The sequence below is a fragment of the Streptomyces sp. 1-11 genome (assembly GCF_007176755.1).
GTDB lineage: Bacteria > Actinomycetota > Actinomycetes > Streptomycetales > Streptomycetaceae > Streptomyces.
Window position 1 is genome coordinate 609834 of record NZ_BJTV01000001.1, and the last position, 26608, is coordinate 636441.

Below are 26608 nucleotides of genomic sequence, written 5' to 3' on the forward strand. Positions count from 1 at the left end.
AACGGCATGGACGGAACGCCGGCCACGCGGGACGGCGAGGCCTCCTGGGAGGAGCTGGTCACCACCGCTCTGCTGGGCACCGACCGGCGCCCGCCGGCGGCGCCCGCCGGGCGGGAGGCCCCGGTGGCCCTGCTGGACGCCGCCGCCGTGGCGACCGTGCGGCGGCGGGCGGGTCTGCGGCCCGGGCGGGCCGCACCGCGGCCGGAGCCCGCCCCGGAGGATCCGCGTCCGGCGCTGCCCGCGGCCGCGGCCCGCAGGCTCGCGACGCTGCTGGCCGACCGCTCCGGCGGCGCGGGCGGCGGCCGTCGGGGCAGCTCGCCCGACCTCATGGAACTGCTCCCGCAGTGGCTGGCGGCGGCCAACGCGCACGGCTACGCCGCCCCTGCCCCGGCGCTGCCCGCGCTGCTGGACGCCGCCCGGGGCCGCACGGACCTGCGGCCGGCGGCGCTGGCGTTCGCCGGGCCGCGGGCGCTGTGGCTGGCCCGGCTCAACCCCGACTGGCGGTTCGCCCTGCGCGCGGCGCCGGGCGGCGGCGCGGCACTGCCCGGCACCGGGGACGGCGAGGCGGTGCGCCGGCTGTGGCAGGAGGGGCTGTTCGCGGAGCGGGTCGCGCTGCTGGGCGCGCTGCGGGCCGCCACGCCCGCCGTCGCACGGGAACTGCTGGAGGGCACCTGGCCCACCGAGCGGGCGGAGGACCGCCTGATGTTCCTCGACTCGCTGCGCGCGGGCCTGTCGGCCGAGGACGAGGCCTTCCTCGAAAGGGCGTTGAGCGACCGCAGCCGCAACGTCCGGGCGACCGCCGCGGAACTGCTGTCGTCGCTGCCCGGTTCGGCGCTCGCCACCCGCATGGCGCGACGGGCCGCGGCGTGTGTGGCCGTGGACCGCACCGCGGACTCGCCCGCGCTCGTGGTGGAGGCGCCGCACGAGTGCGACCCGGGCATGGAGCGGGACGGTGTGACGGCCAAGCCCCCCACCGGCAGAGGCGAACGCTCCTGGTGGCTCGGCCAGTTGGTGGAGGCGGCGCCGCTGGGGATCTGGCCCGGGCGGCTCGGCGGGCGCACCCCGGCGCAGATCGTGGCGCTCCCGGTGTCCGACGGCTGGCAGGGCGAGCTGCACGCCGCCTGGTGCCGGGCGGCGGTGCGGCAGCGCGACGCCGAGTGGTCGAGGGTGCTGCTCGGCTCACCGTCGGCGCCCGAGGCAGGCGGACCGGGTGCGGTGTCCCTGGCGGAGCGGGCGAAGCTGCTGGCCGCGCTCGACGCCGGCGCACGGGCCGAGTGGGTGGCGGGTTTCATCGCGACCCATGGCCTGTCCGAGGCGTTCCAGCTTCTCGGGGTGTGCGCGGTCCCCTGGGCCGCCCCGCTCGGCCGGGCCGTGGTGGACGCCCTCGACATCGCGCGGGACGGGGGCAGTTACCCCTGGAGCTTCAGCGGGGTGATGGGACTGGCCGAGCGGTGCCTGGACCCGGCGGAGGCCACCCGCCTCGACGCTCTGCTCGCGATACCCGACGAGCGGGAGGACGCCTCGCCGGGCGCCGGGGGTTACTGGGCGGAGGCGTTCCAGCGGCTCGTCACCACCCTGCGGCTGCGGGCGGCGATGGCCGCGGAGCTGGCACCGGACGGAACGCCCCCCAGATCCGGCGACTGAGGAGGGGGCTGTTCGGACGCGAAGGGCTCCGGGGGCGACGCCCCGGAGCCTGCCGCACGGCACCGCGTCCGCGGCTCAGCCTCCGGAGGCGGCCGGCTGGCGCACGTTCTCCCGCACCCACTCCACGATCGCCGTGGTGGTCGCTCCCGGCGTGAAGATGCCCGCGACGCCCTTCTCCTTCAGCGGCGCGATGTCCTCCTCCGGGATGATGCCGCCGCCGAAGACGACGATGTCCTCGGCCTCGCGCTCCTTGAGCAGATCGATGACGGCGGCGAAGAGGGTGTTGTGGGCGCCGGAGAGGATGGACAGGCCGATCGCGTCGGCGTCCTCCTGGATCGCGGTGCCGACGATCTGCTCGGGCGTCTGGTGGAGCCCGGTGTAGATGACCTCCATGCCGGCGTCGCGCAGCGCCCGCGCGATGACCTTGGCCCCGCGATCGTGGCCGTCGAGCCCCGGCTTGGCCACAACCACGCGGATCGGACCGGCTGCCACACCCATCACTGCCTCCATCAGAGGATCACGGAAGCGATCGCTTCCGTCCGTAACGACAAGTACCGCACTTTTGGCGCGTCCCGCCACCCGTCGCGAAGTGAACGAACGTTATCTCCAGCATCCCGCAACCGGCAGTTTTACGGTGCGCGGGGAGGGGGAAATCACATAGTGGGACATGAGGGCACGCGGAGGACCGAGCCGCCCCCCGCGTGCCGACTGGAGGTCGGCCAATGAAGGTCACCGGGGTACTGCCGCTCGTCCTCCCGATCTACCGGCGCCTGTGGCCCGGCAGACTGGTCGATCTCTCCATGGCCCTGCTCAAAGCGACCGCGCTGGAGGCGGCCATCCTGGCCGGGCACGTGCTGCTGTACCCGACGGGTTTAACCCCGGAGCGCCGAGGTCCCGCCCGGTCCACCCAGGACGGCACCACCCGGCTGCCGGGCAGGCCCGGCCCGCCGGTCGTCCTGCTGCACGGCTTCATCGACAACCGCTCCGTCTTCGTCCTGCTGCGTCGTAACCTCGCGCGCAGCGGCCGCCAGCGCATCGAGTCACTCAACTACTCTCCGTTGACCTGCGACATACGCATCGCGGCCGAACTGCTGGGCCGACACGTCGAGGAGATCTGCGAGCGCACCGGCAGCAGCCAGGTGGACATCGTGGGGCACAGCCTCGGCGGCCTCATCGCGCGCTACTACACACAGTGCCTGGGCGGCCACGCCAGGGTGCGCACGCTCGTCACCCTCGGCACGCCGCACTCCGGAACCCGGGCCATGCCCCTGGCGAGCGCGCACCCCATCGTGCGGCAGATGCGGCCCGGCTCCGAGGTGATCGAGGCGCTGACCAGGCCTGCGCCCGGCTGCCGCACGCGCTTCATCAGCTTCTGGAGCGACCTGGACTCCGTGATGGTCCCCCTGGAATCGGCCTGCATCGACCACCCCGACCTGGATGTGCGCAACGTCCGGGTGACGGGCATCGGGCACCTCGCGCTGCCGGTGCACCCGGCCGTCGCGGTCGGCATACGGGAGGCCCTAGAGGCCGCGCCCGCCGAGACCCGGCTCACCGACGGCGCGACGGTGGCCTGAGCGAAGCCGGCCGACGGGGGCGCGAACCGGGCCGAGCGGGCTGTGACAGAGCCGCTCCACCGGTTACTCACCGCCACCTGACGTCGAACAAGCCTCGAACACAAAGCCAAGGTCAGGTTCACGACCCCCGAATCACGGCCGAATGCCCGTTTCCGGCCCACCCGAAACCGGCCGACGATTGTCGCGCCCGCATACCGCCGGGTACAGTCGCCGCACTGCTCTGGCAGCCACTGTTGTCGAGGCGAAAGAGAAGTTGGTGAACGACCGTCACCCGTCGGGGACCATGACCACCCCGGCCCCGGCTTCCGACGCCTCCACCGGGCACTACGCGTACGGAACGCAGGAAGCCCAGCACGACGACCTCACCACGTACGGCGGCTATGACGCCACCGGTTTCACGGCCACCACCAGCGGGACCGGCGCCTTCGCCACCGACCCGCTCTTCGGCAGCCTGCCGGGTGACGGCCGGCATACCGGCGCCTACGACAGCACGCAGTGGCAGACCGGTACGGGCCAGTTCACGCGGCACGACCCGTACGCGGCCCAGCAGCACGCGGCCTACGACACGGGCGCGTACGACACCACCGCGTGGACGATTCCCGCGCAGGCCACGGGCGACGACTTCAGCGGCCAGTGGGACGCGAACGCCTGGCTGCAGCACGACCAGCCCGCGGGCGCCGACCAGACCCAGCAGTGGCAGTGGGGCACCCAGGCCTACGACACCGGCGTGTACGACGCCACGCAGTGGAACTCCGACGGCACATCCGTGCCGCACGGGCAGCTCGCGGCGCCGCACGACCAGCCCGGGACCCCGCACGACCAGCACGCCGAACGGTTCGACCAGGCTGCCGGGACGGACGAGTACGCCGGGTACGCCGAGGCCGGCGAGTACCCCGAGGCCGCCGCCGGCGAGTACCCCAAGGCCGCCGCCGGCGAGTACCCGGAGGCCGGCGAGTACGCGGGCACCGGCGAGTACACCGGCGCCGCCGAGTTCGGCGAGTACGCCGAGACCGGTGAGTTCCCGGAAGCGGGCGCCAGGGACGGCGAGCCGGGCGACACGGGCGAACTGCCCGCGGTAGCGGTTCTGCTCGACGACCAGGAGGAGTCCGCTCCGGTGCCCGCGCCCCGCGCGGGCTCCCGCGGCGCGGCGCGTTCCCGGCGCCGTACGCCCCCCAAGCGCTCCGCACTGCTGACCATCGCCGTGCCCTCGGCCTGTGTGATGGGGGTCGCCGGCATCGCCGCCGCCTCCGTCGGCGGCCTGACCGACGACGGAGGCGACTCCTCCGTCACCGCCTCGGACGCGCAGACGGTGAAGCCGTCCGTCGCCAACAGCAAGCTGGACACCCAGCTCAGGACGCTCTCCGCCGGCGCCGACGACTTCGCCGACCGGGCCAGCCGGACGCAGGAACGCATCGACCTCAAGACGCAGCAGGAGCTGCAGAAGAAGAAGGCCGCCGCCGAGGCCGCGCTCAAGGAGCGGCTGCGGCCCAAGTTCGCCATCCCGGTCCTGCAGAAGGGGCTCAGCGCCTACTTCGGCCAGGCCGGTGTGAACTGGATGTCCGTGCACACGGGCATCGACTTCCCGGTCTCGTACGGAACCACGGTGATGGCCGCGACCGACGGCGTCGTCTCCACCAAGTGGAACAGCGCCTACGGCAACATGATGATCGTGACGGCGAAGGACGGCACGGAGACCTGGTACTGCCACCTCTCCAGCTACCGCGTGGCCGCCGGTACCGCCGTCAAGGCCGGCCAGCCGATCGCCTACTCCGGCAACTCGGGCAACTCCACCGGCCCGCACCTGCACTTCGAGGTCCGCCCGGCCGGCGGGGCGGCCATAGACCCGCTGCCGTGGCTGCGGAGCCACGGACTGGACCCGAGCTGAGCATCGGGCACACGCGAACGGGGTGAGCCCCGCCGGTCCGGCGGGGCTCACCCCGTTCGCGTGTGCCGCCCGGCGGGCCGGCTAGAGCTTCTCGACGGGCGCGTACCGCAGCAGCAGCCGCTTCGGCTTGGCGTCCCCGAAGTCGATCGTCGCCTCGGCGTTGCCGCCGGTGCCCTTGACCGCGACGACCGTGCCAAGACCGAACTGGTCGTGCGTGACCCGGTCCCCGACTGCCAGGGCGACCGCCGGCTTCTCGGCCGTGCGCCGGGTGGCGAACCCGGACGCGCCCGACGCCGCGGAGCGGGAACGGGAGGAGGACAGCGACGCCGCGATCCCGGCGGCGGGCCCGGAGGACACCGGCGCCGCGGCTCCGGTCCGCTTCCACTCCAGGTGGGTGGCCGGGATCTCCTCCAGGAAACGGGAGGGCGGGTTGTACGACGGCTGGCCCCAGGCGCTGCGCATCGCCGACCGGGTGAGGTACAGCCGCTCCCGCGCGCGCGTGATGCCCACGTACGCCAGGCGCCGTTCCTCCTCCAGTTCCTTGGTCTGGCCGAGGGCGCGCATGTGCGGGAAGACGCCGTCCTCCATGCCGGTCAGGAAGACCACCGGGAACTCCAGGCCCTTGGCGGTGTGCAGGGTCATCAGTGTGATGACGCCGTCGCCGTCCTCCTCGTCCGGGATCTGGTCGGAGTCGGCGACCAGCGCGACCTGTTCCAGGAAGTCGGCCAGCGTGCCCGCCTCCCCCTCCGCGCGCTCCTGCTCGAACTCCAGGGCCACCGCGGCGAGTTCCTGCAGGTTCTCGATGCGGGTCTCGTCCTGCGGGTCGGTGGAGTTCTGCAGCTCGGCGAGGTAGCCGGTGCGTTCGAGTATGGCCTCCAGCACGGTCGCCGGTCCGGCGCCGGACTCCACGATGGTCCGCAGGTCCTCCATCAGCGTGTTGAACCGCTTGACCGCGTTGGTGGAGCGCGCGGCCATGCCGTAGGCCTCGTCCACACGCTTGAGCGCCTGCGGGAAGCTGATCTTCTCCCGCTGGGCGAGGGCGTCGATCATCGCCTCGGCGCGGTCACCGATGCCGCGCTTGGGCACGTTGAGGATGCGGCGCAGCGGCACCGAGTCCTCGGGGTTCGCGAGGACGCGCAGGTAGGCCAGGACGTCCCGGACCTCCTTGCGCTCGTAGAAGCGGACGCCGCCGACGACCTTGTAGGGCAGGCCGACGCGGATGAAGACCTCTTCGAAGACACGGGACTGGGCGTTCGTGCGGTAGAAGACGGCGACGTCGCCCGCCTTCGCGTCGCCCGCGTCGGTGAGGCGGTCTATCTCGTCGGCGACGAACTGGGCCTCGTCGTGCTCGGTGTCGGCGACGTAGCCGGTGATCCGCGCGCCCTGGCCGGCGTTGGTCCATAGGTTCTTCGGGCGGCGGGACTCGTTGCGCTCGATGACCGCGTTGGCGGCGGACAGGATGGTCTGCGTGGAGCGGTAGTTCTGCTCCAGCAGGATCGTCGTCGCGTCCGGGTAGTCCTCCTCGAACTGGAGGATGTTGCGGATCGTCGCGCCCCGGAAGGCGTAGATCGACTGGTCCGCGTCACCCACCACGCACAGCTCGGCGGGCGGCAGGTCGTACTCGCCGGGCGGTACGTCCTCGTCGTGCTGCCCGGTGCCCACCAGCTCGCGGACGAGGGCGTACTGCGCGTGGTTGGTGTCCTGGTACTCGTCGACCAGGACGTGCCGGAAGCGGCGGCGGTAGTGCTCGGCCACGTCCGGGAAGGCGCGCAGCAGGTTGACCGTCGTCATGATCAGGTCGTCGAAGTCCAGTGCGTTGGCCTCGCGCAGCCTCGACTGGTAGAGCGCGTAGGCCTGGGCGAGGGTCTTCTCGAAGCCGTCGGTGGCCTGGGCGGCGAAGTCCTCCTCGTCGATCAGCTCGTTCTTCAGGTTGCTGATCTTGGCGCTGAAGGACTTCGGCGGGAAGCGCTTGGGATCGAGGTCGAGGTCGCGGCAGACCAGGGCCATCAGGCGCTTGGAGTCGGCGGCGTCGTAGATCGAGAAGGACGACGTGAAGCCGAGCTTCTTCGACTCGCGGCGCAGGATGCGCACGCACGCGCTGTGGAAGGTCATCACCCACATCGCGTTGGCGCGCGGGCCGACGAGCTGCTCGACCCGCTCCTTCATCTCGCCCGCGGCCTTGTTGGTGAAGGTGATCGCGAGGATCTGCCCCGGGTGCACGTCGCGCGCGGCGAGCAGGTGGGCGATGCGGTGGGTGAGCACGCGCGTCTTGCCGGAGCCGGCGCCGGCCACGATGAGCAGCGGCGAGCCGGCGTGGACGACCGCGGCGCGCTGGTTGTCGTTCAGCCCCGTCAGCAGCGCGTCCGCGTCGATCACGGGACGCGGGGCGCCGTCGCGGTAGTGGGCGTCCCGGTCCGGCGGCACGTCGAACTTCCCGCCGAACAGATCGTCCGGAAGGGGCTCCGGGGCGTGATCGTCCTCGGGCGGCGGCGGGGGTTCCTCCGCGTGCCCGCGAGGGGCCTGGAGGTCCGCCAGGAAGCTGTCGTCAAAGAGGCTGCTCATCGCTCTACGAGTCTAGGGGCCCGCACCGACAACCGGTCCCGGCAGTGGAAAGTCGGCGCCCGTGAGGTCCGCGACAGGACACGGCAGCGGCTCGCCGGCCACCTCGCGACGGGTGCGGCCGGGCCGCTCACCCTGCGGAAGCGCCTGGTCACGCCGGTGTGAGACCCACCCCGGGTCACGGAAATGTATCGGACATATGGCACGGCAACCTTCACAGGAGTCACACGAGTTGGCTAGGTTGCCGTCAGGCCGCACGACCCCTACCGGCGAACCTCGCCGGGCCGCGCGGCCTCCGCCGAGTCCGGTGCGCCCCTTCGCGGCAGCCGGAGCCGGGGACCCACCGATCCTGGGGTGAATCGGCCGACTCCCGCCCGGGACGACGCCGTAGGGCAACCCTTCCGAACCACCCGCCCGAACCCGACAGCTAACCCGGTAGGCGGCACGTTGGAAGGAGTCGCCTCCCTTGGCGTCGCACCGCAAGCCGGGTCCTCCGGGGACCCGTGGGACGGGCATCCGCACCCCCGTCCTGGCCACCGCCGCGCTCACCTCCGTGGCCGTCCTGTCCCAGACGGCCGGGGCCGCACCGGCCTCCGCGTCCGCCCCCGCGGGCGACGCCGGGCCGAGCGCGGAGGAGATCGAGAAGAAGATCGACGAGCTGTACCGCAGGGCGGATCCGGAGGAGGAGCCGGCGGCCGTGCAGCGGGCACGCGCCGGGACCCCGCGCCCGGAGGCCGCACGGCGTCCGGGACTGTTCAGCAAGGCCCGCGAAGGACTGGTTCCGTTCACCGCGGCTCCCGAGACGGCCACCTCGCTGCTCGCGGACTTCCCGGAGGACCACTTCGCCCAGAGCCGGCTGATGAACCGGCTGGCCTCCCGGGTGAAGGGCGCGGCGGAGCGCGGGACGCCCCCCGCCCCCGCGGCCGCCGGGGTTCCCGAGGCGCCGGCCGCGGCGTCGTACGACGTGAAGACGGCCAAGGCGGCCGTCCAGCACAAGCTCGCGACGGCGCGCGCGCTGCTGACCCACCTCACGGCACCGGTCACGGCACCGGCCACAGCACCGGATTCGGCTGCGGTTCCGGCTCCGGCTCGGGCCGTGACTCCGGCTCCGGACGCGTTTTCGGCCCCGGCTCCGGCCCCGGCTCCGGCTGCGGTTCCGGCCACGGCTCGGGCTGCGGTTCCGGCCCGGCCTCTGACTCCGGCCGGATCCTCGGTCCCGGCGCCGGCTTCCGCCCCCGCCGCGGAACAGGCGCGCTCCGCCGCGCCGCAGGTGAGCTTGCCGCCCGTCGTCCCGCCGGCGCCCGTCACCAAGGCCGAGAAGGCCATCGCCTTCGCCCGCGCTCAGATCGGCAAGCCGTACGTCGCCGGTGCCAGCGGGCCCGGCTCCTACGACTGCTCCGGGCTCACCCAGGCCGCCTGGAGGGCAGCAGGCGTCGCCCTGCCGCGTGCCGCACGTGACCAGGCGGCCATGGGCACCACCGTCCCGCTCGTCGAAGCGCGCCCGGGTGACCTGGTCTTCTTCGGCGACGACAGCAGCCATGCGGGCCTCCTCACCGGCGACGGGACGATGATCCACGCCCCGCGGCCCGGTGCGTACGTCCGCGAGGAGCCGGTCCACCTGGCCGGCGAGCCGGTCGTCCACCGGGTGGTGCGCCCGGCCTGACAGTGCTCTTTTCGGGCCCCACGCGCGCGTGCCCCACGGGCGGCCGCCCTGCCGCTGCCTAGCATCGGGCGCATGCCCATGCCCGGCTTCCCTGGTCTGCGTACGTGGTGGCAGGGGCGTCCGCCGGCGGCGGGGGCCGCGGTCATGGCGAGCGGCATCGTGTCGGTGGGCCTGCATCTGACGGGTTCCGAGGCGGTTTCCCAGGTCCTCCTGTGGCTGGGCTGCCTCGCCTGGGTGGCGCTCGCCGCCGACTTCGCAGTCCGGCTGGCGACGCAACGGCAGCGGTGGCTGGCCGATGCGAAGAGCCCCGGCGCGCTCACCGCCGTCGCCGCGACGACGGTGCTCGGCACCCGGTCCTCGCTGCTCGGCCGGCACACCGTGGCCGAGGCGGCCCTGGCGCTGGCGGTGCTGCTGTGGCCGGTGCTGCTGGTCCTCGTCGTACGGCACTGGGGGCGGCGCATGCCGAGGTCGGTGTTCCTGTGTTGTGTGGCCACACAGGGGCTGGCGGTGCTGGCGACCACGCTGGCCGCGGCGAAGTCCACGGCATGGCTCGCGCACGCCGCGCTGGTGCTGTTCTGGCTGGGCCTTGCCCTCTACGGCGTGGCACTGCCGCGTTTCGATCCGCGCCAGGTGTTCGAGGGGCCCGGGGACCACTGGGTCCTGGGCGGCGCGCTCGCCATCTCCGCGCTGGCCGGGGCGAAGCTGCTCGCCGCCGACAGCGCCCGGCTCCGCCTGTGGAACGACGACGACCGGACCGTGCTGCGCGATGTCACGGCGACGCTGCTGGTACTGACCCTGGCCTGTTGTGTGGCCCTGCTGGTCGCCGAGGTGGCCAGGCCGCGGCTGCGCTACGACGTGCGTCGGTGGGCGACGGTGTTCCCGGTGGGCATGACGGCCACGTCGACCCTGTCGGTCGGGACGGCCCTGGCCCTCGGGTGGCTGAAGCAGCCCGGCCAGGCGCTGGTGTGGCTGGCGGTGGCGGTGTGGCTGGTGGTCGCGGCCGGTGCGGTGCGCGCAGCCCGCACCGGCCTGTTCAGTGCGGGCTGAGCCTCACGACTGCGGCACGGACCTCACGGCTGCGGCACGGGCCTCAGGTCCACAGCACGGCGATGAAGATGTTCACCATGGTCAGCAGACCCACGAGCCCGAAGACCCGCTTGTCCACCTTCTCCTCGTCGCGCTGGACGTAGACCAGCCCGAGGATCACGATCAGCACGGCCAGCTTCACGCCGATCTTGATGGTGTTGACGTGGTGGCCGTCGGCCTCGTTGAGCCCGACCAGGGCCACGCCGGTGACCAGCATGGTGAACGCGCCGTGCAGCATTCCGGGGACGAACCGGGCCGTGCCCTGGCCCATCGCCTTCATCTGGGTGAGGAAACCGCCGAGCAGCGCGGCGATGCCGATGATGTGCAGGCCGACGAAGAGATGGATGAGTACGTCCATGACCCCGGAGCCTAATGAGGGGGTCCGGGGCGGCCGGCCACCGGGCCCGTCCCACGACCGGATCCGACGCGGATGATCTTGCATATATGCGCCGTATAGCACCACAGGCTTCCCGCAGGCCCCGCAACGCGCGCTTCGGTCACTACGGAGCGTCAAGGCGGCAGCCATGACCCGGCGAGGCGATCACGGACCCGCTCGGCCCGGTCCGTCTCGGTCAGTTCCATACAGTGCGTTACCGGACTGTCACAATGCGCCCTAACGTCCTCCCCCAGGTGACCGGCTTCCCACCGCCGTCCGGGCCAGGGACGGCCGCCGGCCACCTCCGCCGAGAAAGGTCCGGCGGCGGCCCGTTCCCCTGTGCGGGCCGCCGCCGGACACACCGACCGCTCGGCCGCAGAGGTCCCATGGAAGGACGTGACGGTCCAGGTGGCAGCGCACCGAAAGCCCCGACAGCGCTCGCTCGGCGGCAACACGGCCCGTACGGCCGTGACCCTCGCCCTGGCGGGCGCGGCCACCGCGACGGCCTTCGAGGGCACGGGCAACGCCGAACCGCAGCTGACGCCGGCCCAGGTGAAGGCCAAGGTCGACAAGCTGTACCAGGAGGCGGAGACCGCCACCCAGCGGTACGACGGGGCGAAGGAGAGGACGGAGGCGACCCAGCGGCGGCTGAACTCGCTGCAGGACGAGGCCGCCCGCAGGCAGCAGCGGCTCAACACGGCACGCGACGCGCTGGGTTCGGTGGCGGCCGCGCAGTACCGCGACGGCGCGATCGACCCTTCCTGGCAACTGGCACTGTCCAGCGACCCCGACCGGTACCTGGACGGGGCCGCGCTCGCGGAGCGGGTGGACGACCGGCAGGCCGGGGCGGTGGCGCGGGTGCGCGAACAGCTCCGCGAGATCGAGCAGTTACGCGGCGCCGCCCGCGTCGAGCTGAAGTCGCTGCGGTCGCGGCAGGCGGAGGTGCGGCGGCACAAGCAGACGGTCACCGCGAAACTCGCGGAGGCGCGCAGGCTGCTGGCACGGCTCACTCCCCCGGAGCGCACCTGGATCACCGGCGACGCCGCCGGGCACGCCTCGCGCTCGGCCTCCGACGCCCGGGCGGCCCTGGCACAGGCGGGGTCCGTTCCCTCCGGCCCCCGTGCGGCGGCGGCCGTCGCCTACGCCTACCAGAAGCTCGGCAGCCCCTATGTGTGGGGCGCGACCGGACCCAACGCCTTCGACTGCTCCGGACTGGTGCAGGCCGCCTACCGCTCCGCCGGCATCTCCCTGCCCCGCACCACCTACGCCCAGATCAACGCGGGCCGGCGCGTGTCCCGCTCCCAGCTCCAGCCCGGCGACCTGGTCTTCTTCTACTCGGGCATCAGCCATGTCGGCATCTACATCGGCGCCGGCCGGATGATCCACGCCCCCAACCCGTCGGCGCCGGTCCGGGTGGCCCCCGTCGACGAGATGCCGTTCGCGGGGGCGACGCGGGTGACGTGAGCGGCGGCCCGGCGGGTACACCAGCCGGCGCGCCCGTGAGCGGCGGCCCGGCGGGTCACACCAGCCGGCGTGCCGTGGCCCAGCGGGTCAGCTCGTGGCGGTTGGAGAGCTGGAGCTTGCGCAGGACCGCCGAGACATGGGACTCGACCGTCTTGACCGAGATGAAGAGCTGCTTGGCGATCTCCTTGTAGGCGTAACCGCGGGCGATCAGACGCAGCACCTCCCGTTCGCGCTGGGTGAGGCGGTCCAGGTCCTCGTCGACGGGCGGGGCGTCGGTGGAGGCGAAGGCGTCCAGCACGAACCCGGCCAGGCGCGGCGAGAAGACGGCGTCGCCCTCCTGGACCCGGAAGACCGAGTCGACCAGGTCGGTGCCGGTGATGGTCTTGGTGACGTAGCCGCGGGCACCGCCGCGGATCACGCCGATCACGTCCTCAGCGGCGTCTGAGACGGACAGCGCCAGGAAGCGGACGGGCCGCTCGGCGTCGGCCATCAACGCGACGCACCGGCGCAGTACTTCGACCCCGCCGCCACCGGGCAGGTGGACGTCGAGCAGGACCACCTCGGGCCGGGTCGCGGTGATGACCGAGACCGCCTGGTCGACGTCCGCGGCCTCGCCGACCACCTCGACCCCGGTCTCGACGGTCTGCCCGATCTCGGCCTGGACACCGGTGCGGAACATGCGGTGGTCGTCCACGAGCACCACGCGCACGTGCCGTTCACCGGCCGGGCCGGGCCCGGCCGGCTCCGCCGCTCCCGCCGTACCGCTCGCCTCGGTCGCGTCGCTCATGACGTCTTCTCCGCCCTCTCCATCTCCAGTTCGACCTCCGTGCCGCCGCCCGGCACCGCCCGCAGCCGGGCCGTGCCGCCGTTGCGCTCCATGCGGCCGATGATCGATTCTCTGACACCCATCCGGTCGGCGGGTATCGAGTCGAGGTCGAAGCCGGGGCCGCGGTCACGGACCGACACGAACACCGTCCTCCCCTCGACCTCGGCGTAGACCTGTACGGCACCGCCCTCGCCACCGTACTTGGCGGCGTTGACCATCGCCTCGCGCGCGGCCTGCATCTGCGCCCCGGTCCCTTCGTCGAGCGGGCAGTCGCCGACCACGACCACCTCTATGGGCACACCGTGCTTGTCCTCGACCTCGGCCGCGCTGCGCCGTACCGCCTCGGCGACCGTGTCGGGCTCGTCCGCCTCGTCCTTGCCCGTGCCCTCGGGCTTGTACAGCCAGGTGCGGAGGTCCCGCTCCTGGGCGCGGGCCAGGCGGCGCACCTCGCCGGCGTTGTCCGCGTTGCGCTGGATCAGGGTGAGGGTGTGCAGCACGGAGTCGTGCACGTGGGCGGCGACCTCGGCGCGTTCCTGGGCCCGGATGCGCATCAGGCGTTCCTCGGAGAGGTCCTGGGTCATCCGGACCAGGTAGGGCCCGGCGAGCAGGGTGATGCCGACGAGGACGGCGAGCGCGGCCTGGAGGACCGCGCCGAGGTGGGCGGCCGAGCCCTGCATGACGAAGATGGCGGAGACGCCGGCCGTGACCAGCAGGACTCCGACGGCCGCGCGCAGCAGGCTGAGCGTGCGGCGGCGGCTGCCGACCTCCACCCAGCGGGCACGGCGGGCGTTGTCCGCCTGGCGCCACACCAGGGCGACACCGGCCGCGACCAGCACGGCGGGCAGCAGGTAGGCCTTGGCCCCGTTGGTCAGGTTGACGCTGCCCACGAAGACCATGGACACGATGACCATGAGGAGCAGGGCGACGATCTGTCCCTTGTCCGGCTTGCGGGCCACCAGTCTGCGCCGGCCCTCCGGGGAGGTCTCGGTGCCGACCAGCGGCGGCTTGTGACCGCCGACGCCGCCGACGCCGAGCGGTACGAAGAACCAGAACGCGGCGTACAGCAGCGCGCCGAGGCCGTTGGCCATGAACAGGCCTACGAAGGCGAGCCGGACCCAGATGACGGGCAGGCCGAGGTGCCCGGCGAGGCCTCGCGCCACTCCGCCGAGCCAGCGGCCGTCGCTGCTGCGGTAGAGCTTGCGCGGTGGCCGCGGGTCATCGAGGGGCAGTGCTGCGGCTTCCGGCATGGCATCGATGTTCACACGGCCGCGGGGGCGGAGCATCAGGGTCCGCCCCCTAATCTCCCCTGATCTCGGTGCCGGCGGTCCGCGGCGGCCGGCCGGCCCGGGCCGGACCGCCTTCCGGACGGGTCTCCGGGCGGATCTCAGGGTTCGCCCAGGGTCATCCCGACTGCCCTCGCGGCGGACGGACCGTCACCATGGACGCATGACGGATCACGAGCACGCCGCGACGGGTCCGGGACCCGGCCCCGGCCCGCGCCCGGACCCGGGTACCGGACCGACGGATGCCAAGCCCGCCGCGACGGGAGGGACCGGAGCGCCCGGCACGGAGAGGGCCGCCGGCACTGGCGCGGCGGGACGGACGACAACGGCTCAGCAGGAGCGGGAGCAGGACTCGCGGGAGCAGGACGGCGCCGCCACCCCGGGCCGCTTCCGGCGCGACCGCCGGCACAAGATGATCGCGGGCGTGTGCGCGGGGCTCGGACGGCAGACCGACATGGATCCGGTGATCTTCCGGATCACCCTGGCGGTGCTGGCCGCGACCGGTGGCATCGGTCTGATCTTCTACGGCTTCGCCTGGCTGCTCGTGCCGTTTGAGGAGGAAGAGGAGAACGAGGTCCGCAAGCTGCTGACCGGGCGGGTCGACGGGCAGGCGCTGGCCGCTGTGCTGTTCGCCCTCGTCGGCTGCGGCATCTTCCTGACCATGCTGAAGAACGGCGGGGTGCTCGCCTTCGCCGTGGTGCTCTCCCTGCTGCTGGCCGGCGCGGGGTACTGGTCACGGCACCGCGGGGCCCCGGACCCCGATCCGCTCGCCGCACAGGCCGCCGCCGACGCCCCGCCGGAGGCCAAGGCGCCGCCGGTCATCGACATCTACCCCCCGTCCTGGTGGCGGGACCCGATCGTCAAGGACGGCACCCATGTCGGAGGCACCGGGTATCTGTGGGGCCCTTCCGACACCCGCGACCGGGACCTCGCCCCGGCCGTCGACGTCAGGATGGACCTCCCCTGGACGCACCCGGGCTCCGCGCAGCCGGTGCGGCCGGCGGCGCCGCCGAGACCGCGTGGCCCGCGCTGGATCGGCGGCTGGGTGTTCCTGCTCGCCCTGCTGGCCGGCGGCCTGGGCACCGGGCTGACCTGGGACACGCACCCGCTGGGCGTCAGCCTGCAGACCGGCCTGGCCTGGGCGCTCGTGGTCCTCGGCCTCGGCATCGCGCTCAGCGCGTTCCTGGGCCGGACAGGAGCCGGATCGGTGTTCCTCGCGATCCTCACGGCCGCCGCGCTGGCGGGCGCCACGGCCCTGCCGAAGGACATAGCGACCCACTGGAGCCGGACGTCCTGGAGACCGGCCGCTACGGCGGAGGTGCGCCCCGCCTACTCCGTGGGCACCGGTGTGGGCACCCTGGACCTGACCCGGGTCCACCCCGGCAGGGGGCGGACGGTGACCACCGGCGCCGAGGTGGGCGCGGGACAGCTGAAGGTGATCGTGCCGCGGGACGCGACGGTGCGGATGAACATCGACGTGGGCGTGGGCGACATCCGGTTGCCCGGTGAGAGCAGGGAGGACGTGGACGTGAAGCCGGACAGGCACCAGAAGGTGACCCTGTCGCCCGTCGGATCCGCGAAGAGGACCGGCACGCTCAGGCTGGACCTCAGGGTGGGCGTCGGACAGGTGGAGGTCAGCCGTGCTGCGTCATGAGTTCCGGCCGGGAAAGCTGGTCGCCGGCCTCTTCCTCACCGCCGCCGGCGCGGTCTACGCCGGTGACGCGGCGGGGCTGTGGGACACCCCGTGGTTCGTGATCATCCCGCTGGTGGTGGGCGGCCTGTGCCTGGCCGGCGTCAGTACGGCGGCGGCGCGGGGCATCCGCAGACACACCGCGCGCGGCGGTCAGCGGTAGCCGCCCGCGCGGGCTCGTCGCGCGGCGGTCAGCGATAGCCGCCCGTGCGGGCTCGTCGCCGGGACCTCAGGGCCGCGTCGACGGAGAAGTAGGACGTTCCGGCGAGGACGAGGGGCAGCCAGGCCATCAGGTAGGCGAGGTCGTTGCCGTAGTAGTACGGCTTCGAGGCCCAGCTCACGGTCAGCCACAGGCTGAGCGAGATCAGCGCGCCGCCCAGGGCGGCCAGCCGGCCGAACAGCCCGAGCAGGGTGCCGATGCCGACGGCCAGTTCGCCGAGGGCGATGGCGACGCCGAAGCCGACGGGGTTCTTCAGAGCCAGATCGATCAGGGCCGGGATGGCGGCGGAGCCGCGGGCCGCGCGCATGGTGTCACCGATGGAGCCGGCACCGCCGGACTTGAGGAAGGCACTGTCGGTGATCTTGTCCAGCCCGGCGTACACGAAGGTCACGCCGAGGAAGATGCGAAGCGGCAGAAGGGAGTACCGGGTGGCCGAGTCGCGCCAGCCTCGCACACCGTTCAGATCGGAGGCGTACGTGTCCATCCGAGTACTCTGAGTCATCACTGCCAGCCGCCTCTCACCCACCGTGCCGGTACCCCTCGACCGACGATACGTACGGCAGGCGGGAACGGTTCAACTCCCTCCGGGATGCTTGTACTAATTTCCGACTTTCGGGTGTATTCGGAGAGCCGAACCGGAGGAAGCCGGCAGCCCGCGGGCCGGCCTCCTCACCCTCTCACCTCTCACCCCACGCCCCCTCGCTCCGTTCTCCCCTCACTCCGCGATCTGGACGACGCACCGGTTGGTCGCCGCGCCGCCCGCGGTGATCACCTGCACCTCGACCGCGCCGGGCTCCACCTCGGCCGGCACCGGGACGGTCAGGACGGTGTCCGTGGGGTTGCGGAAGCCGCCGGTGACGGGGACCAGGGGGACGTGGACGTCGACGGCGCCGATGCGGACGACCGTGCGGGAGAGGCGGTCGGCGCCGTGAGCGCCGGGCGGGACGAAGCCGGTGCCGCGGATCTCGATGTCGTCGCCGGTGCGGATCGGGCCGTCCAGGTCGCCGGGCTCGCGGGCGCGCACCACGGAGAGGATCACCGGGCGGCCGCCCTCCGCGTACTTGCCGGCCAGGTAGGTCGCGGCGGAGACCAGCACCAGCACCGCGAGTCCCCAGGGCAGGTCGGGGAGCTGGTCGGGGCGGCGGGCCAGCCGGACGGCGGCGAACAGCAGGGCGACGGCGTTGACGGCGACGTACTGGATGTCGGCGAAGGCGCCCCGGCCGGAGTCGTCGGTCAGCAGGTCGGCCGCGCGCGGCCGGTGGGCCGGCACCTTCTGCAGCCGCTGGGCGAGGATGCGCAGGCCGACCACCCGGCGGACCAGTACCGCGATGCCGCACAGCACGGCGAGGACGGTCGCCAGGCCCGCGCCGCGCGCGAGGTCGAGGCCGGCCAGCAGCGCGTCCCGTTCGCCGTGACCGGAGGCGGCGGCCAGCCGGCCCGCGAGCAGCAGGACGGCGTAGATCACGAGGAGGAGCCAGCTCGCGGCCACCGCGCGGGAGGTGGACATGCGGTTGTCCTCGCCGATGAGCGGTGCCAGCACCCCGCCGCGCGCCCGGTGCCGCCAGGAGGCGGCGGCCAGGACGCCCCCGACGGCGAGGGCGGCGAGCAGGGCGGCGGTGCGGGCGCTGCTCCAGCCCGCGCCGATCGCGGTCAGCGACTCGGCGAGCAGCAGGGCGAGGAAGGCGCCCGCCACCGCGTACACGGTGCGCAGCCACAGCCGCGCGAGCCAGGCCTCACCCTCGGCGCGGCCTCGTCCGGCGACCTCCTCGGCACGCTGGGTCAGCTCCTCGGAGACCCACTGGCGGGAGGCGGAGGCCGAGTGGGCCACGGCCTGCGGCAGGCCCTCGCCGGCCGCGAACTCGTCGCGGGCGCGCAGGAACGCGGCGACGGCCCGCCGGTGCCCCTGCCGGGCCCCGTGCGGGCAGTCGCCGCACGCGCAGCCGCCCTCATGGGTGCCGTCTGCACCCGTGCCTTGTCTGGCCTCCTGTACCGCCACGGCCGACGCCCGCCTTCCCCACGACTTCCCGTCCGGGCCGGAGCCGCGCGCAGTGCGCGTTTCCGGCCGCGCAACTCCCCTGCGACGACAGCGAATTGTGCCCCACCCCGGCGGCGGTCCGGGCCGGCCGGTCCGGGCCACGGCGGGTGAACTCCATACCGCCGTGTTGACGCGCCGCCCGGCACCCCGCGCGACACGGATCCGACGAGGATTCGGGGGCCGAGAGCCGACAGCCGGCAGCCGGGATCCCTGCAGCCGGAATCGGGCGGACGAAATGCGGCAGCCGGAGTCCAGCGGCCGGTCCGGTGCCGGTGGCTAGCCGAGCAGATCGGGTTCCCTGCGGCTGATGTCCTGCCACAGGGGCTGGTAGTTGATCCAGGCCACCAGGTCGCCGCCGAGCTGTTCGCGGGTGGCCACGGCGAGCTTGTGGTCGATGAGGACCGGCCGGCCGGCCGCCTTGGCCAGGAGCTGCACCTGGCAGGACCGTTCCAGCGACAGGAACCACCAGGCCGCCGCGTCCACTGAGTCCCCCACGGTCAGCAGTCCGTGGTTGCGCAGCACCAGCGCCTTGCGCGACCCCAGCACGCCGGCGATGCGGCGGCCCTCCTCGGCGTCGACGTTGACGCCGGTGTAGGCGTCGTAAAGCGCCAGGTCCTCGTAGAAGGCGCAGCTCTCCTGGGTGATGGGGTCGATGAGGTCGCCGAGCGCGGCGACGGCCCGGCCGTGCACGGAGTGGCAGTGCGCGACGGCCACGACGTCGGGACGGGCGGCGTGCACCTGGGCGTGGACCGTGAACGCGGCCTGGTTGACGTGGTAGCGGCCCTCGACGACCTGCCCGTCCCGGTTGGCCAGCACCAGGTCGCCGACGGTGACGTGCTGGAACGGCATCCCGAACGGGTTGACCCAGAAGCAGTCGCTGTACTCCGGGTCGCGCGCGGTGATGTGCCCGGAGACCCCGTCCTCGAGTCCGGCGCGCCCGAAGATCCGCAGGGCGCCCGCGAGCCGCTCCTTGCGGTGCCGGCGTTCGTCCTCGACCGAGTCGTGCATCGGCGGCATGGCGAACCGGAGCTGGTCGGTGGGCAGCGGAGGGGGCGGCGTGGGCCCGTGCATGGGTCCTCCAGCGTGGGGGTTTGCGGTACGGGCGGGAAGTTACCGCCGGTCGGCGCAAAAGGGCAGCGCTGGTTGGTAAAGATGACGTGCGCGACGGATACACGACAGAAGGTGTCCGCTTTGCCGGTGAGACTGGCCGCCATGAACTGGGCAGCCTTCACCACCGCCGCACCCGATCTCGCCGCGGTCACCGAGCGGCGCTTCGGCGCCTTCCGGCACCACGTGCTCGCCACCCTGCGCCGGGACGGCTCCCCGCGCACCTCCGGCCTGGAGGCGGACTTCCGGGGCGGCGAGCTGTGGCTCGGCATGATGGCGGGCTCGCTGAAGGCCCTGGACCTGCGGCGCGATCCGCGCTTCACGCTGCAGGCGAACCCGGGCGAGGGCACCGGCATGGCGGGCGGGGACGTGCGGATCGCCGGGCGCGCGTACGAGGTCGGGGAGGGCGGGACCAAGGCCGCGTACGTGGAAGAGGTGGAACCGCCGCAGCCGTTCCACCTCTTCCGCACCGAGTTGACGGAGGTCGTGCGGACCTTCGTCGAGGACGACACGTATCTGGTCGTCCAGGTCTGGCGGCCCGGCGCGCCGGTGCGCACGCTCAGGCGGACCTAGGGTCTCTCGTCCGGATCGGAGGAGAAACCGTGGGCCCCGCCGTCCGGGACCCGCTGCTCACGGGGCGGGGATCACTCCCACTCGATGGTGCCCGGGGGCTTGGAGGTCACGTCGAGGACGACGCGGTTGACGTCCCGGACCTCGTTGGTGATCCGGGTCGAGATGCGGGCGAGGACGTCGTACGGCAGCCGCGACCAGTCGGCGGTCATGGCGTCCTCGGAGGACACCGGGCGCAGCACGATCGGGTGACCGTAGGTGCGGCCGTCGCCCTGGACGCCCACGCTGCGGACGTCGGCGAGCAGGACCACCGGGCACTGCCAGATGTCCCGGTCGAGGCCGGCCGCGGTCAGCTCCTCGCGGGCGATGGCGTCGGCGTCCCGGAGCAGGTCGAGGCGCTCCTTGGTGACCTCGCCGACGATGCGGATGCCGAGGCCGGGGCCCGGGAAGGGCTGGCGCTGCACGATCTCCTCCGGCAGGCCCAGCTCCTGGCCGACCATCCGGACCTCGTCCTTGAACAGCTTGCGCAGCGGCTCGATCAGCTTGAACTCGAGGTCCTCGGGCAGGCCGCCGACGTTGTGGTGCGACTTGATGTTCGCGGTGCCGGTGCCGCCGCCGGACTCGACCACGTCCGGGTAGAGGGTGCCCTGGACCAGGAACTCCACGGCCGGGCCCTCGTCGGCGATGATCTCGGCCTGCGCCTGCTCGAAGACGCGGATGAACTCCCGGCCGATGATCTTGCGCTTCTCCTCCGGGTCGGAGACGCCCTTGAGCGCGGTCAGGAAGCGCTCCTCGGCGTCCACGACGACCAGCTTGACGCCGGTCGCGGCCACGAAGTCCTTTTCGACCTGCTCGGTCTCGCCCTTGCGCATCAGGCCGTGGTCGACGTAGACGCAGGTGAGCTGGTCGCCGACGGCCCGCGCGACGAGCGCGGCGGCGACGGCGGAGTCCACACCGCCGGACAGACCGCAGATGGCGCGCTTGTCGCCGACCTGCTCGCGGATCGCGGCGACCTGCTCCTCGATCACGTTGCCGGTGGTCCACGACGGGGTGAGGCCCGCGCCCCGGTACAGGAAGTGCTCCAGCACCAGCTGGCCGTGCGTGGAGTGCATGACCTCGGGGTGGTACTGGACGCCGTACAGCTTCTTCTCGTCGTTCTCGAAGGCGGCGACCGGCACGACGTCCGTGGACGCGGTGACGGTGAAGCCCTCGGGGGCGGCGGAGCAGGCGTCGCCGTGCGACATCCACACGTGCTGCTCGTCGGGGGTGCCCTCGAAGAGGGTGGAGCCCGACTTGGAGACGTGCAGGTCGGTGCGGCCGTACTCACGGGCGCCGGTGTTGTCGACGGTGCCGCCCAGGAGCTGCGCCATGAGCTGGAAGCCGTAGCACATGCCGAAGACGGGGACGCCGGCCTCGAAGAGCGCGCGGTCGAGCCGGGGGGCGCCCTCCTCGTACACGGACGAGGGGCCGCCGGAGAGGATGATCGCCGCGGGGTTCTTGGCGAGCATCTCCTCGACCGGCATGGTGCTCGGCACGATCTCGCTGTAGACCCGCGCCTCGCGGACGCGACGGGCGATGAGCTGGGCGTACTGCGCGCCGAAATCGACGACCAGGACGGTGTCGGGGGAGGCGGCAGAGGGAGTCGCTGATGACACGGGGTGCCTTCTGGTGGTCGGGCGGGGTCTGTGCTATCGAGTCTAACGGTGCGGGCGGACTCGCCTTCCCCGGACGCAGCCGTGGCATACTGGACGCATGCTCGCGCACTCGACCTTCGTCTTTACCTATGGCACCCGGCCCGCCGGCTGCCATGGTCGTGCTGCTTGAGCGAACCGCCAAGCGACTTACCAGGCGCCCCGGGCCGACAAGGCCCGGGGCGCCTGTCGTTTCTCCGGGTTCTGCCGTTCCGGGGCCTCCACCAGCCACCTTCACGAGGAGCCCCCGCCATGACCACTCTCACCGCGGAACAGACCATCGCCGACGCCCGGGCCCGCATCGACGCGCTGGACGACCGGATCATCGGGCTCATCCAGGAGCGGATGGCCGTGTCCACCGTCGTCCAGGAGACCCGCATCTCCTCCGGCGGCCGGCGGGTGAACCTCTCCCGCGAGATGGAGATCCTCGGCCGCTACCGCGAGGCGCTCGGCAAGCCGGGCACCGCGCTGGCGATGACCATGCTGGAGCTGTGCCGGGGTCGCATCTGAGTTCGGTCCTGGTCTCACCCGTACGGCGCGTGACCGGCCGGCGCGGCGGCTCGTTGAGACCGGTGTCCGTGCCAGCCAGGGGCGGGCCCGAGAGAACCACGCGTGGCTCACCGGAGCGATGAGGCGTACGGGTCGTGCCGTGCGCCGTGGGACCTCGCTCCGGAGAAGTGACCGGACGGCAGGGGACAGCAGCCCGGTCACCCAAGGGAACGGCCGGCTCCGGGGACGCCCGGGGCCGGCCGGCGGAACCCCGGACCAGAGCCCGAGTCCCACAGAGCAGGCGGCGCGACCCCCGGCGCCGCTCCCGGGCACCGGCGCGCCTCGAAGCCGGTGGCGACGGGAAGAGGGCCCCGCGGCTCCAGCCGGCGGGGCCCTTCGCCGCGCCCACCCCCGGGCCGGTGCCCGTCAGGCTCCAGCCGCGCGCCCGTCAGCCCCGTGCAGCCCGTGCCGTCAAGCCCTGGCCCAGCGTCCGTCAGACCCCGGCCCGCTGCCGTCAGGCCCGGCCCCGCGTCCATCAGGCCCCGGCCCGTTTCCATCTAACCCGCGCCCGGGCCACCCCCGCACACTGACCCCACTCCACCCGCATGTGACTCACGCCACAGAATTTCCGGGGCATCCGGAAGCAACCCTTCACCGCCCTCGCGGATCAAACTTGCTGCCGGATCAAGAAGACGGTAAGAGGCGAGGGACCTGCGTTCGGAGGGGGATGCAGGTCCCTCGGCGTCTTCCCGGTCCGGCTACTTCTTCGGCGGCACCGCGGGGATGCCCAGGAACGGCAGCCGGAGCGCGCCGAACGCGTCCGCCGGGACCGCCGGCTCGCGCGGCTCCACGGGCTTCAGGCGCTCGTAGGCCGCCCCCTGCGCGGGGCGCGGGTCCTCCTCGCCCTTGTTCGGCCAGTACGACATGGCCCGCTCGGCCTGCGCGGTGATCGTCAGGGACGGGTTGACGCCCAGGTTGGCCGAGACGGCGGCGCCGTCCACCACCGAGATGCCGGGGTGGCCGTAGAGCCGGTGGTACGGGTCGATCACCCCGGTCTCCGGGGAGCCGCCGATGGGGCAGCCGCCGAGGAAGTGCGCGGTCAGCGGGGTGCCCATCAGCTCGCCGACGTTGCTGCCCGGGAAGCCGTTGATCTCCTCGGCGAGCACGGTGGCGGCCTCGGACGCGGCCTTGATCTGCTTGGGGTTGGGAGCGCCGTGCCCCTGCCGGGCGGTGAGCAGGCCCTTGCCGACCCCGCCGGGCTTCAGATAGGTCGTCAGCGAGTTGTCCAGCGACTGCATCACCAGCCCGATGATGGTCCGCTCCGACCAGCGCCGGTTGGACAGCGAGCGGGCGACGAGCATGGGATGGCGGGCGGCGTTGGCCAGCCAGGCCAGGACACGCGAGGATCCCTCGGCGTAGGGGACCTGGAGGATGGACAGACCGCCCATCGAGTTGGAGCCCTTGCCGTAGCGGACGGGTTCGATGTGGGTGCTGTCGTCGGGGTGGATCGAGGACGTGATGGCGACCCCGCGAGTGAAGTCGGCCCTCCGCTCCCCGGTCGCCCTGCGGTAGCGGCGGTTGTCGGTCTGCGCGCCGACCAGCGCCTCGGAGTTGGTACGGGTCAGCTCACCCAGCCGGGCGGAGAGGCGCGGAAGCTGACCGCCGGCCTTCATCCGGTGCAGCAGCGTCTGGGTGCCGTACGTACCGGCCGCGACGACGACCTTCCGCGCGGTGAACAGCCGTCCTGCGCCCTTCTTCTTCTCGTCCGTCGGCAGTGTCGCGATCGCGTACCCGCCGCGCGAGTCGTCCGTGACGGACACCACCGTGGTCATCGGGTGGACCACCGCACCGGCCTTCTCGGCGAGGTACAGGTAGTTCTCGTTGAGGGTGTTCTTCGCGCCGTGCCGGCAGCCGGTCATGCACTCGCCGCACTCGGTGCAGGCGTTGCGGGACGGCCCGGCGCCGCCGAAGTACGGGTCGTCCACCCGCTCGCCGGGCCTGCCCTGCGCCGTGCCGTCGGCGTCCTTGCCGTCGCCGAAGAACACGCCGACCGGCGCCAGGTGAAAGGTGTCCCCGACGCCCATCCGCTGCGCCGCCGCCTTCAGGTGCACGTCGGAGGGGGTCATGGTCGGGTTGAGCCGCACGCCGAGCATGCGCTGCGCCTGGTCGTAGTACGGCTTCAGCTCCTGCTGCCAGTCGGTGATGTCCCGCCACTGCGGGTCCTCGAAGAAGGCCTTCGGCGGTACGTAGAGGGTGTTGGCGTAGTTGAGCGAGCCGCCGCCCACGCCCGCGCCGGCCAGCACCATCACGTTGCCCAGCAGGTGGATGCGCTGGATGCCGTACATGCCGAGCCGGGGCGCCCAGAGGTAGTTCTTCAGGTCCCAGGAGTTCCTGGGCAGGGTCTCGCGGGTGAAGCGGCGGCCGGCCTCCAGCACGCCCACCCGGTAGCCCTTCTCGGTGAGGCGCAGCGCGGAGACCGAGCCGCCGAACCCCGAACCGATCACGATGACGTCGTAGTCGTACCCGTCCTCGTCCCGGGTCTGGACAGACTTCTCCTGCGACACGTGCTCTCCTCGTCGAGAACGGGCTTGCTGGCGGTGGGGTCGTGGGGGCGTGGCTAACGGAAGCGGAAGGCCTTCATCAGGCGGAGGCTGCGGCTCATGAACCGGGCGTACTGCGCGTCGTCCATCCCCAGCGACGGCGCCATCGGCAGCAGCCGCTGCCGGGCCACCGTCTGGGCCTCGGTGTACTTGAGGATGCCCTCGGAGCCGTGGCGGCGGCCGAGGCCGGAGTCCTTCATGCCGCCCATCGGCGACTGGACGCTGCCGTAGGCGGGCGCGTAGCCCTCGTTGACGTTGACCGTGCCGGTGCGCAGCCGGGAGGCGACGTCCAGGCCGCGCTTGGCCGACTTGGTCCACACGGACGCGTTGAGGCCGTACGGGGTGGAGTTGGCGCGTTCCACCGCCTCGTCCTCGGTCTTGAAGCGGTACAGCGAGACGACGGGCCCGAAGGTCTCCTCCTCGCAGACGGCCATGGAGTCCTCGACGCCGTCCAGGATGGTCGGCTCGAAGAAGTACGGGCCGATGTCCGGACGGGCCACCCCGCCCGTGACCACCCGGGCGCCCTTGGCGACGGCCTCCTGCACATGCCGTTCGACGGTCTTGAACTGCCGCTCGCCGACCAGCGAGCCCATGTCGGCGCCGTAGGCGAGGGAGTTGCCGAGCCGCATGGCCCGGGTGCGGGCGGCGAAGCGCTCCAGGAAGGCGTCGGCGACGGACTCGTGCACGAACAGCCGCTCGATGGAGATGCAGAGCTGGCCGGCCGAGGAGAAACAGGCCCGTACTGCGCCCGCGGCGGCCTTCTCGATGTCGGCGTCCTCCAGGACCAGCATGGCGTTCTTGCCGCCGAGTTCGAGGGATACCCCGACCAGACGGGCGGCGGCGCCCTGGGCGACCTCGCGTCCGGTGCGGGTGGAGCCGGTGAAGGAGACGTAGTCGGCGTGCTTGACCAACTCGGGGCCGACGACCGGGCCTTCGCCGAGCACGACCTGGAAGACACCCTCGGGCAGTCCGGCCTCGATGAGCAGGTCACGGGCCCAGAGCGCGGTGAGGCAGGTCTCGGTGTCCGGCTTCATGACGACCGCGTTGCCGGCCGCGAAGGCGGGCAGCGCGTCGCCCACGGACAGTTCCAGCGGGTAGTTCCACGGGGCGATCTGGCCGACGACTCCGCGCGGGTGGCGCAGTTCGGTGACCTTCGTCAGGGTCGGCATGGCCCCGGCGTGCCGCTTGGGCCGCAGGTAGCCGGGGGCCTTGCGGCCGTAGTGGCGGGCCGCGACGGCGACGGCCTGCACCTCCTCGTGCGCGTGCAGCCGGGCCTTGCCGGTCTCGAGCTGGATCAGGTCGAGCACCTCGGCCTGGCGCTCGAGCACCAGGTCGTGGAAGCGGAGCAGCACGGCGGCGCGCCGGCTCACCGGGGTCCTCTCCCACACGGCCTGGGCGGCGCGGGCGGCATCGAAGGCCTTGAGCACGTCCTCGGGTGTGGACTCGGGCAGGTCGGCCAGCTTCTCGCCGGTGAACGGGGTGTGGTTGGCGGTGCGGCCGGAGCCGACGACACCCTTGGTGAGCTGGGCCACCAGCGTGGGGGTGACCACGTCGGCGGCGGTGCGGACGCCCTCGGGGGCGGGCGCGAGCGGATTGGTGCCGGTGAGGTCCGGGGCCTGCGAGTCCGTCATGACGCGCAGGGTATGCCGCGACGGAGGCTTTGGGTACCCGTCGGTAACGGGGATTCACCGAGTGCTCACACGACGCCAGTGATCACTGGCAGCAAATGCGCTGATCAGCGCGTTGTCAGGTGACGATCATGGTGGGCCGGGTTTTTCCGCGGGTGACGGGCGGGGTGGGCCCGCCGGGTGACGGACGAGGTGGGCCCGCCGGGTGGCGGGCGAGG

General features: G+C 72.8%; 21 protein-coding genes and 1 riboswitch. Of the genes, 10 read left to right on the forward strand and 11 right to left on the reverse strand.

From position 1 onward, the window contains the following. The first annotated feature begins 6 nt into the window (after positions 1-6). Positions 7-1644, forward strand: coding sequence for a DUF5691 domain-containing protein (locus TNCT1_RS02790; RefSeq protein WP_143627745.1), 1638 nt, complete (start codon positions 7-9; stop codon positions 1642-1644). Positions 1645-1719: 75 nt separating this feature from the next. Here TNCT1_RS02790 and TNCT1_RS02795 read toward each other — a convergent pair whose 3' ends face one another. Beyond that, positions 1720-2142 (reverse strand): cobalamin B12-binding domain-containing protein, encoded by a 423-nt coding sequence (locus tag TNCT1_RS02795; protein WP_143627746.1) that lies wholly within the window; start codon positions 2140-2142, stop codon positions 1720-1722. A 224-nt stretch (positions 2143-2366) separates the two neighbouring features. Here TNCT1_RS02795 and TNCT1_RS02800 point away from each other — a divergent pair, with 224 nt between their 5' ends. Both TNCT1_RS02800 and TNCT1_RS02805 read left to right on the forward strand, forming a co-directional pair. Beyond that, positions 2367-3218 carry a triacylglycerol lipase gene (locus tag TNCT1_RS02800; RefSeq protein ID WP_143627748.1) on the forward strand — a complete coding sequence of 284 codons (852 nt, stop codon included), beginning with the start codon at positions 2367-2369 and terminating at the stop codon, positions 3216-3218. 256 nt (positions 3219-3474) lie between these two features. Next, on the forward strand, positions 3475-5103 hold the full coding sequence (locus tag TNCT1_RS02805; RefSeq protein ID WP_143627750.1) for a M23 family metallopeptidase: 1629 nt from the start codon (positions 3475-3477) through the stop codon (positions 5101-5103). 81 nt (positions 5104-5184) lie between these two features. On the opposite strand, the gene pcrA is transcribed toward TNCT1_RS02805, so the two are convergent. Then, positions 5185-7665 carry a DNA helicase PcrA gene (pcrA, locus tag TNCT1_RS02810; RefSeq protein WP_143627752.1) on the reverse strand — a complete coding sequence of 827 codons (2481 nt, stop codon included), beginning with the start codon at positions 7663-7665 and terminating at the stop codon, positions 5185-5187. A gap of 297 nt (positions 7666-7962) precedes the next feature. Then, positions 7963-8121: riboswitch (cyclic di-AMP (ydaO/yuaA leader) on the forward strand. Positions 8122-8128: 7 nt separating this feature from the next. Between pcrA and TNCT1_RS02815 the strand changes: the two genes are divergently transcribed. Beyond that, entirely contained in the window at positions 8129-9325 is a 1197-nt protein-coding gene (locus TNCT1_RS02815; RefSeq protein ID WP_143627754.1) for a C40 family peptidase, read from the forward strand. Positions 9326-9397: 72 nt separating this feature from the next. Continuing rightward, positions 9398-10372, forward strand: a complete 975-nt coding sequence (locus TNCT1_RS02820) for a tellurite resistance/C4-dicarboxylate transporter family protein (RefSeq protein WP_143627756.1) — start codon at positions 9398-9400, stop codon at positions 10370-10372. A gap of 43 nt (positions 10373-10415) precedes the next feature. Here the strand turns inward: TNCT1_RS02820 and TNCT1_RS02825 are convergent, their stop codons facing one another. After that, positions 10416-10769, reverse strand: coding sequence for a hypothetical protein (locus TNCT1_RS02825; protein ID WP_143627758.1), 354 nt, complete (start codon positions 10767-10769; stop codon positions 10416-10418). Between the two features lie 426 nt (positions 10770-11195). Here TNCT1_RS02825 and TNCT1_RS02830 point away from each other — a divergent pair, with 426 nt between their 5' ends. Continuing rightward, positions 11196-12251, forward strand: a complete 1056-nt coding sequence (locus TNCT1_RS02830) for a C40 family peptidase (protein WP_174266121.1) — start codon at positions 11196-11198, stop codon at positions 12249-12251. Between the two features lie 55 nt (positions 12252-12306). Here TNCT1_RS02830 and TNCT1_RS02835 read toward each other — a convergent pair whose 3' ends face one another. Beyond that, complete coding sequence (locus TNCT1_RS02835) at positions 12307-13038, reverse strand: response regulator transcription factor (RefSeq protein WP_143627762.1); 732 nt, start codon at positions 13036-13038, stop codon at positions 12307-12309. Beyond that, a complete protein-coding gene (locus TNCT1_RS02840) occupies positions 13035-14360 on the reverse strand; it encodes an ATP-binding protein (protein ID WP_174266122.1) in 1326 nt (441 codons plus the stop codon). Before TNCT1_RS02840 ends, TNCT1_RS02835 begins: the two co-directional genes overlap by 4 nt. Before the next feature lie 163 nt (positions 14361-14523). Here TNCT1_RS02840 and TNCT1_RS02845 point away from each other — a divergent pair, with 163 nt between their 5' ends. Together TNCT1_RS02845 and TNCT1_RS02850 are read left to right on the forward strand one after the other, a co-directional pair. Continuing rightward, positions 14524-16014: a PspC domain-containing protein gene (locus TNCT1_RS02845; protein WP_143627766.1), complete on the forward strand. Its 1491-nt coding sequence runs from the start codon at positions 14524-14526 to the stop codon at positions 16012-16014. Further along, positions 16001-16213 carry a hypothetical protein gene (locus TNCT1_RS02850; RefSeq protein ID WP_143627768.1) on the forward strand — a complete coding sequence of 71 codons (213 nt, stop codon included), beginning with the start codon at positions 16001-16003 and terminating at the stop codon, positions 16211-16213. Before TNCT1_RS02845 ends, TNCT1_RS02850 begins: the two co-directional genes overlap by 14 nt. A gap of 28 nt (positions 16214-16241) precedes the next feature. Here TNCT1_RS02850 and TNCT1_RS02855 read toward each other — a convergent pair whose 3' ends face one another. The 3 genes from TNCT1_RS02855 to TNCT1_RS02865 all read right to left on the reverse strand — a co-directional run bounded on the left by TNCT1_RS02855 (position 16242) and on the right by TNCT1_RS02865 (position 19376). Next, entirely contained in the window at positions 16242-16772 is a 531-nt protein-coding gene (locus tag TNCT1_RS02855; RefSeq protein WP_143627770.1) for a DoxX family protein, read from the reverse strand. 213 nt (positions 16773-16985) lie between these two features. Beyond that, on the reverse strand, positions 16986-18266 hold the full coding sequence (locus tag TNCT1_RS02860; protein WP_143627773.1) for a hypothetical protein: 1281 nt from the start codon (positions 18264-18266) through the stop codon (positions 16986-16988). A gap of 315 nt (positions 18267-18581) precedes the next feature. Continuing rightward, a complete protein-coding gene (locus TNCT1_RS02865; protein WP_143627775.1) occupies positions 18582-19376 on the reverse strand; it encodes a class II aldolase/adducin family protein in 795 nt (264 codons plus the stop codon). A gap of 141 nt (positions 19377-19517) precedes the next feature. Here TNCT1_RS02865 and TNCT1_RS02870 point away from each other — a divergent pair, with 141 nt between their 5' ends. Continuing rightward, the gene (locus TNCT1_RS02870) at positions 19518-19985 is read left to right on the forward strand and encodes a pyridoxamine 5'-phosphate oxidase family protein (RefSeq protein WP_143627777.1); all 468 of its coding nucleotides are present in this window, start codon (positions 19518-19520) and stop codon (positions 19983-19985) included. A gap of 71 nt (positions 19986-20056) precedes the next feature. On the opposite strand, the gene guaA is transcribed toward TNCT1_RS02870, so the two are convergent. Next, positions 20057-21637, reverse strand: a complete 1581-nt coding sequence (gene guaA / locus TNCT1_RS02875) for a glutamine-hydrolyzing GMP synthase (protein ID WP_143627779.1) — start codon at positions 21635-21637, stop codon at positions 20057-20059. 288 nt (positions 21638-21925) lie between these two features. On the opposite strand from guaA, the gene TNCT1_RS02880 reads away from it, so the two are divergent. Continuing rightward, positions 21926-22183, forward strand: coding sequence for a chorismate mutase (locus TNCT1_RS02880; RefSeq protein ID WP_143627781.1), 258 nt, complete (start codon positions 21926-21928; stop codon positions 22181-22183). 737 nt (positions 22184-22920) lie between these two features. Here TNCT1_RS02880 and TNCT1_RS02885 read toward each other — a convergent pair. Continuing rightward, positions 22921-24726 carry a GMC family oxidoreductase N-terminal domain-containing protein gene (locus TNCT1_RS02885; protein ID WP_143627783.1) on the reverse strand — a complete coding sequence of 602 codons (1806 nt, stop codon included), beginning with the start codon at positions 24724-24726 and terminating at the stop codon, positions 22921-22923. A 53-nt stretch (positions 24727-24779) separates the two neighbouring features. Next, positions 24780-26393, reverse strand: a complete 1614-nt coding sequence (locus TNCT1_RS02890) for a succinic semialdehyde dehydrogenase (protein ID WP_143627785.1) — start codon at positions 26391-26393, stop codon at positions 24780-24782. Positions 26394-26608: the final 215 nt, after the last annotated feature.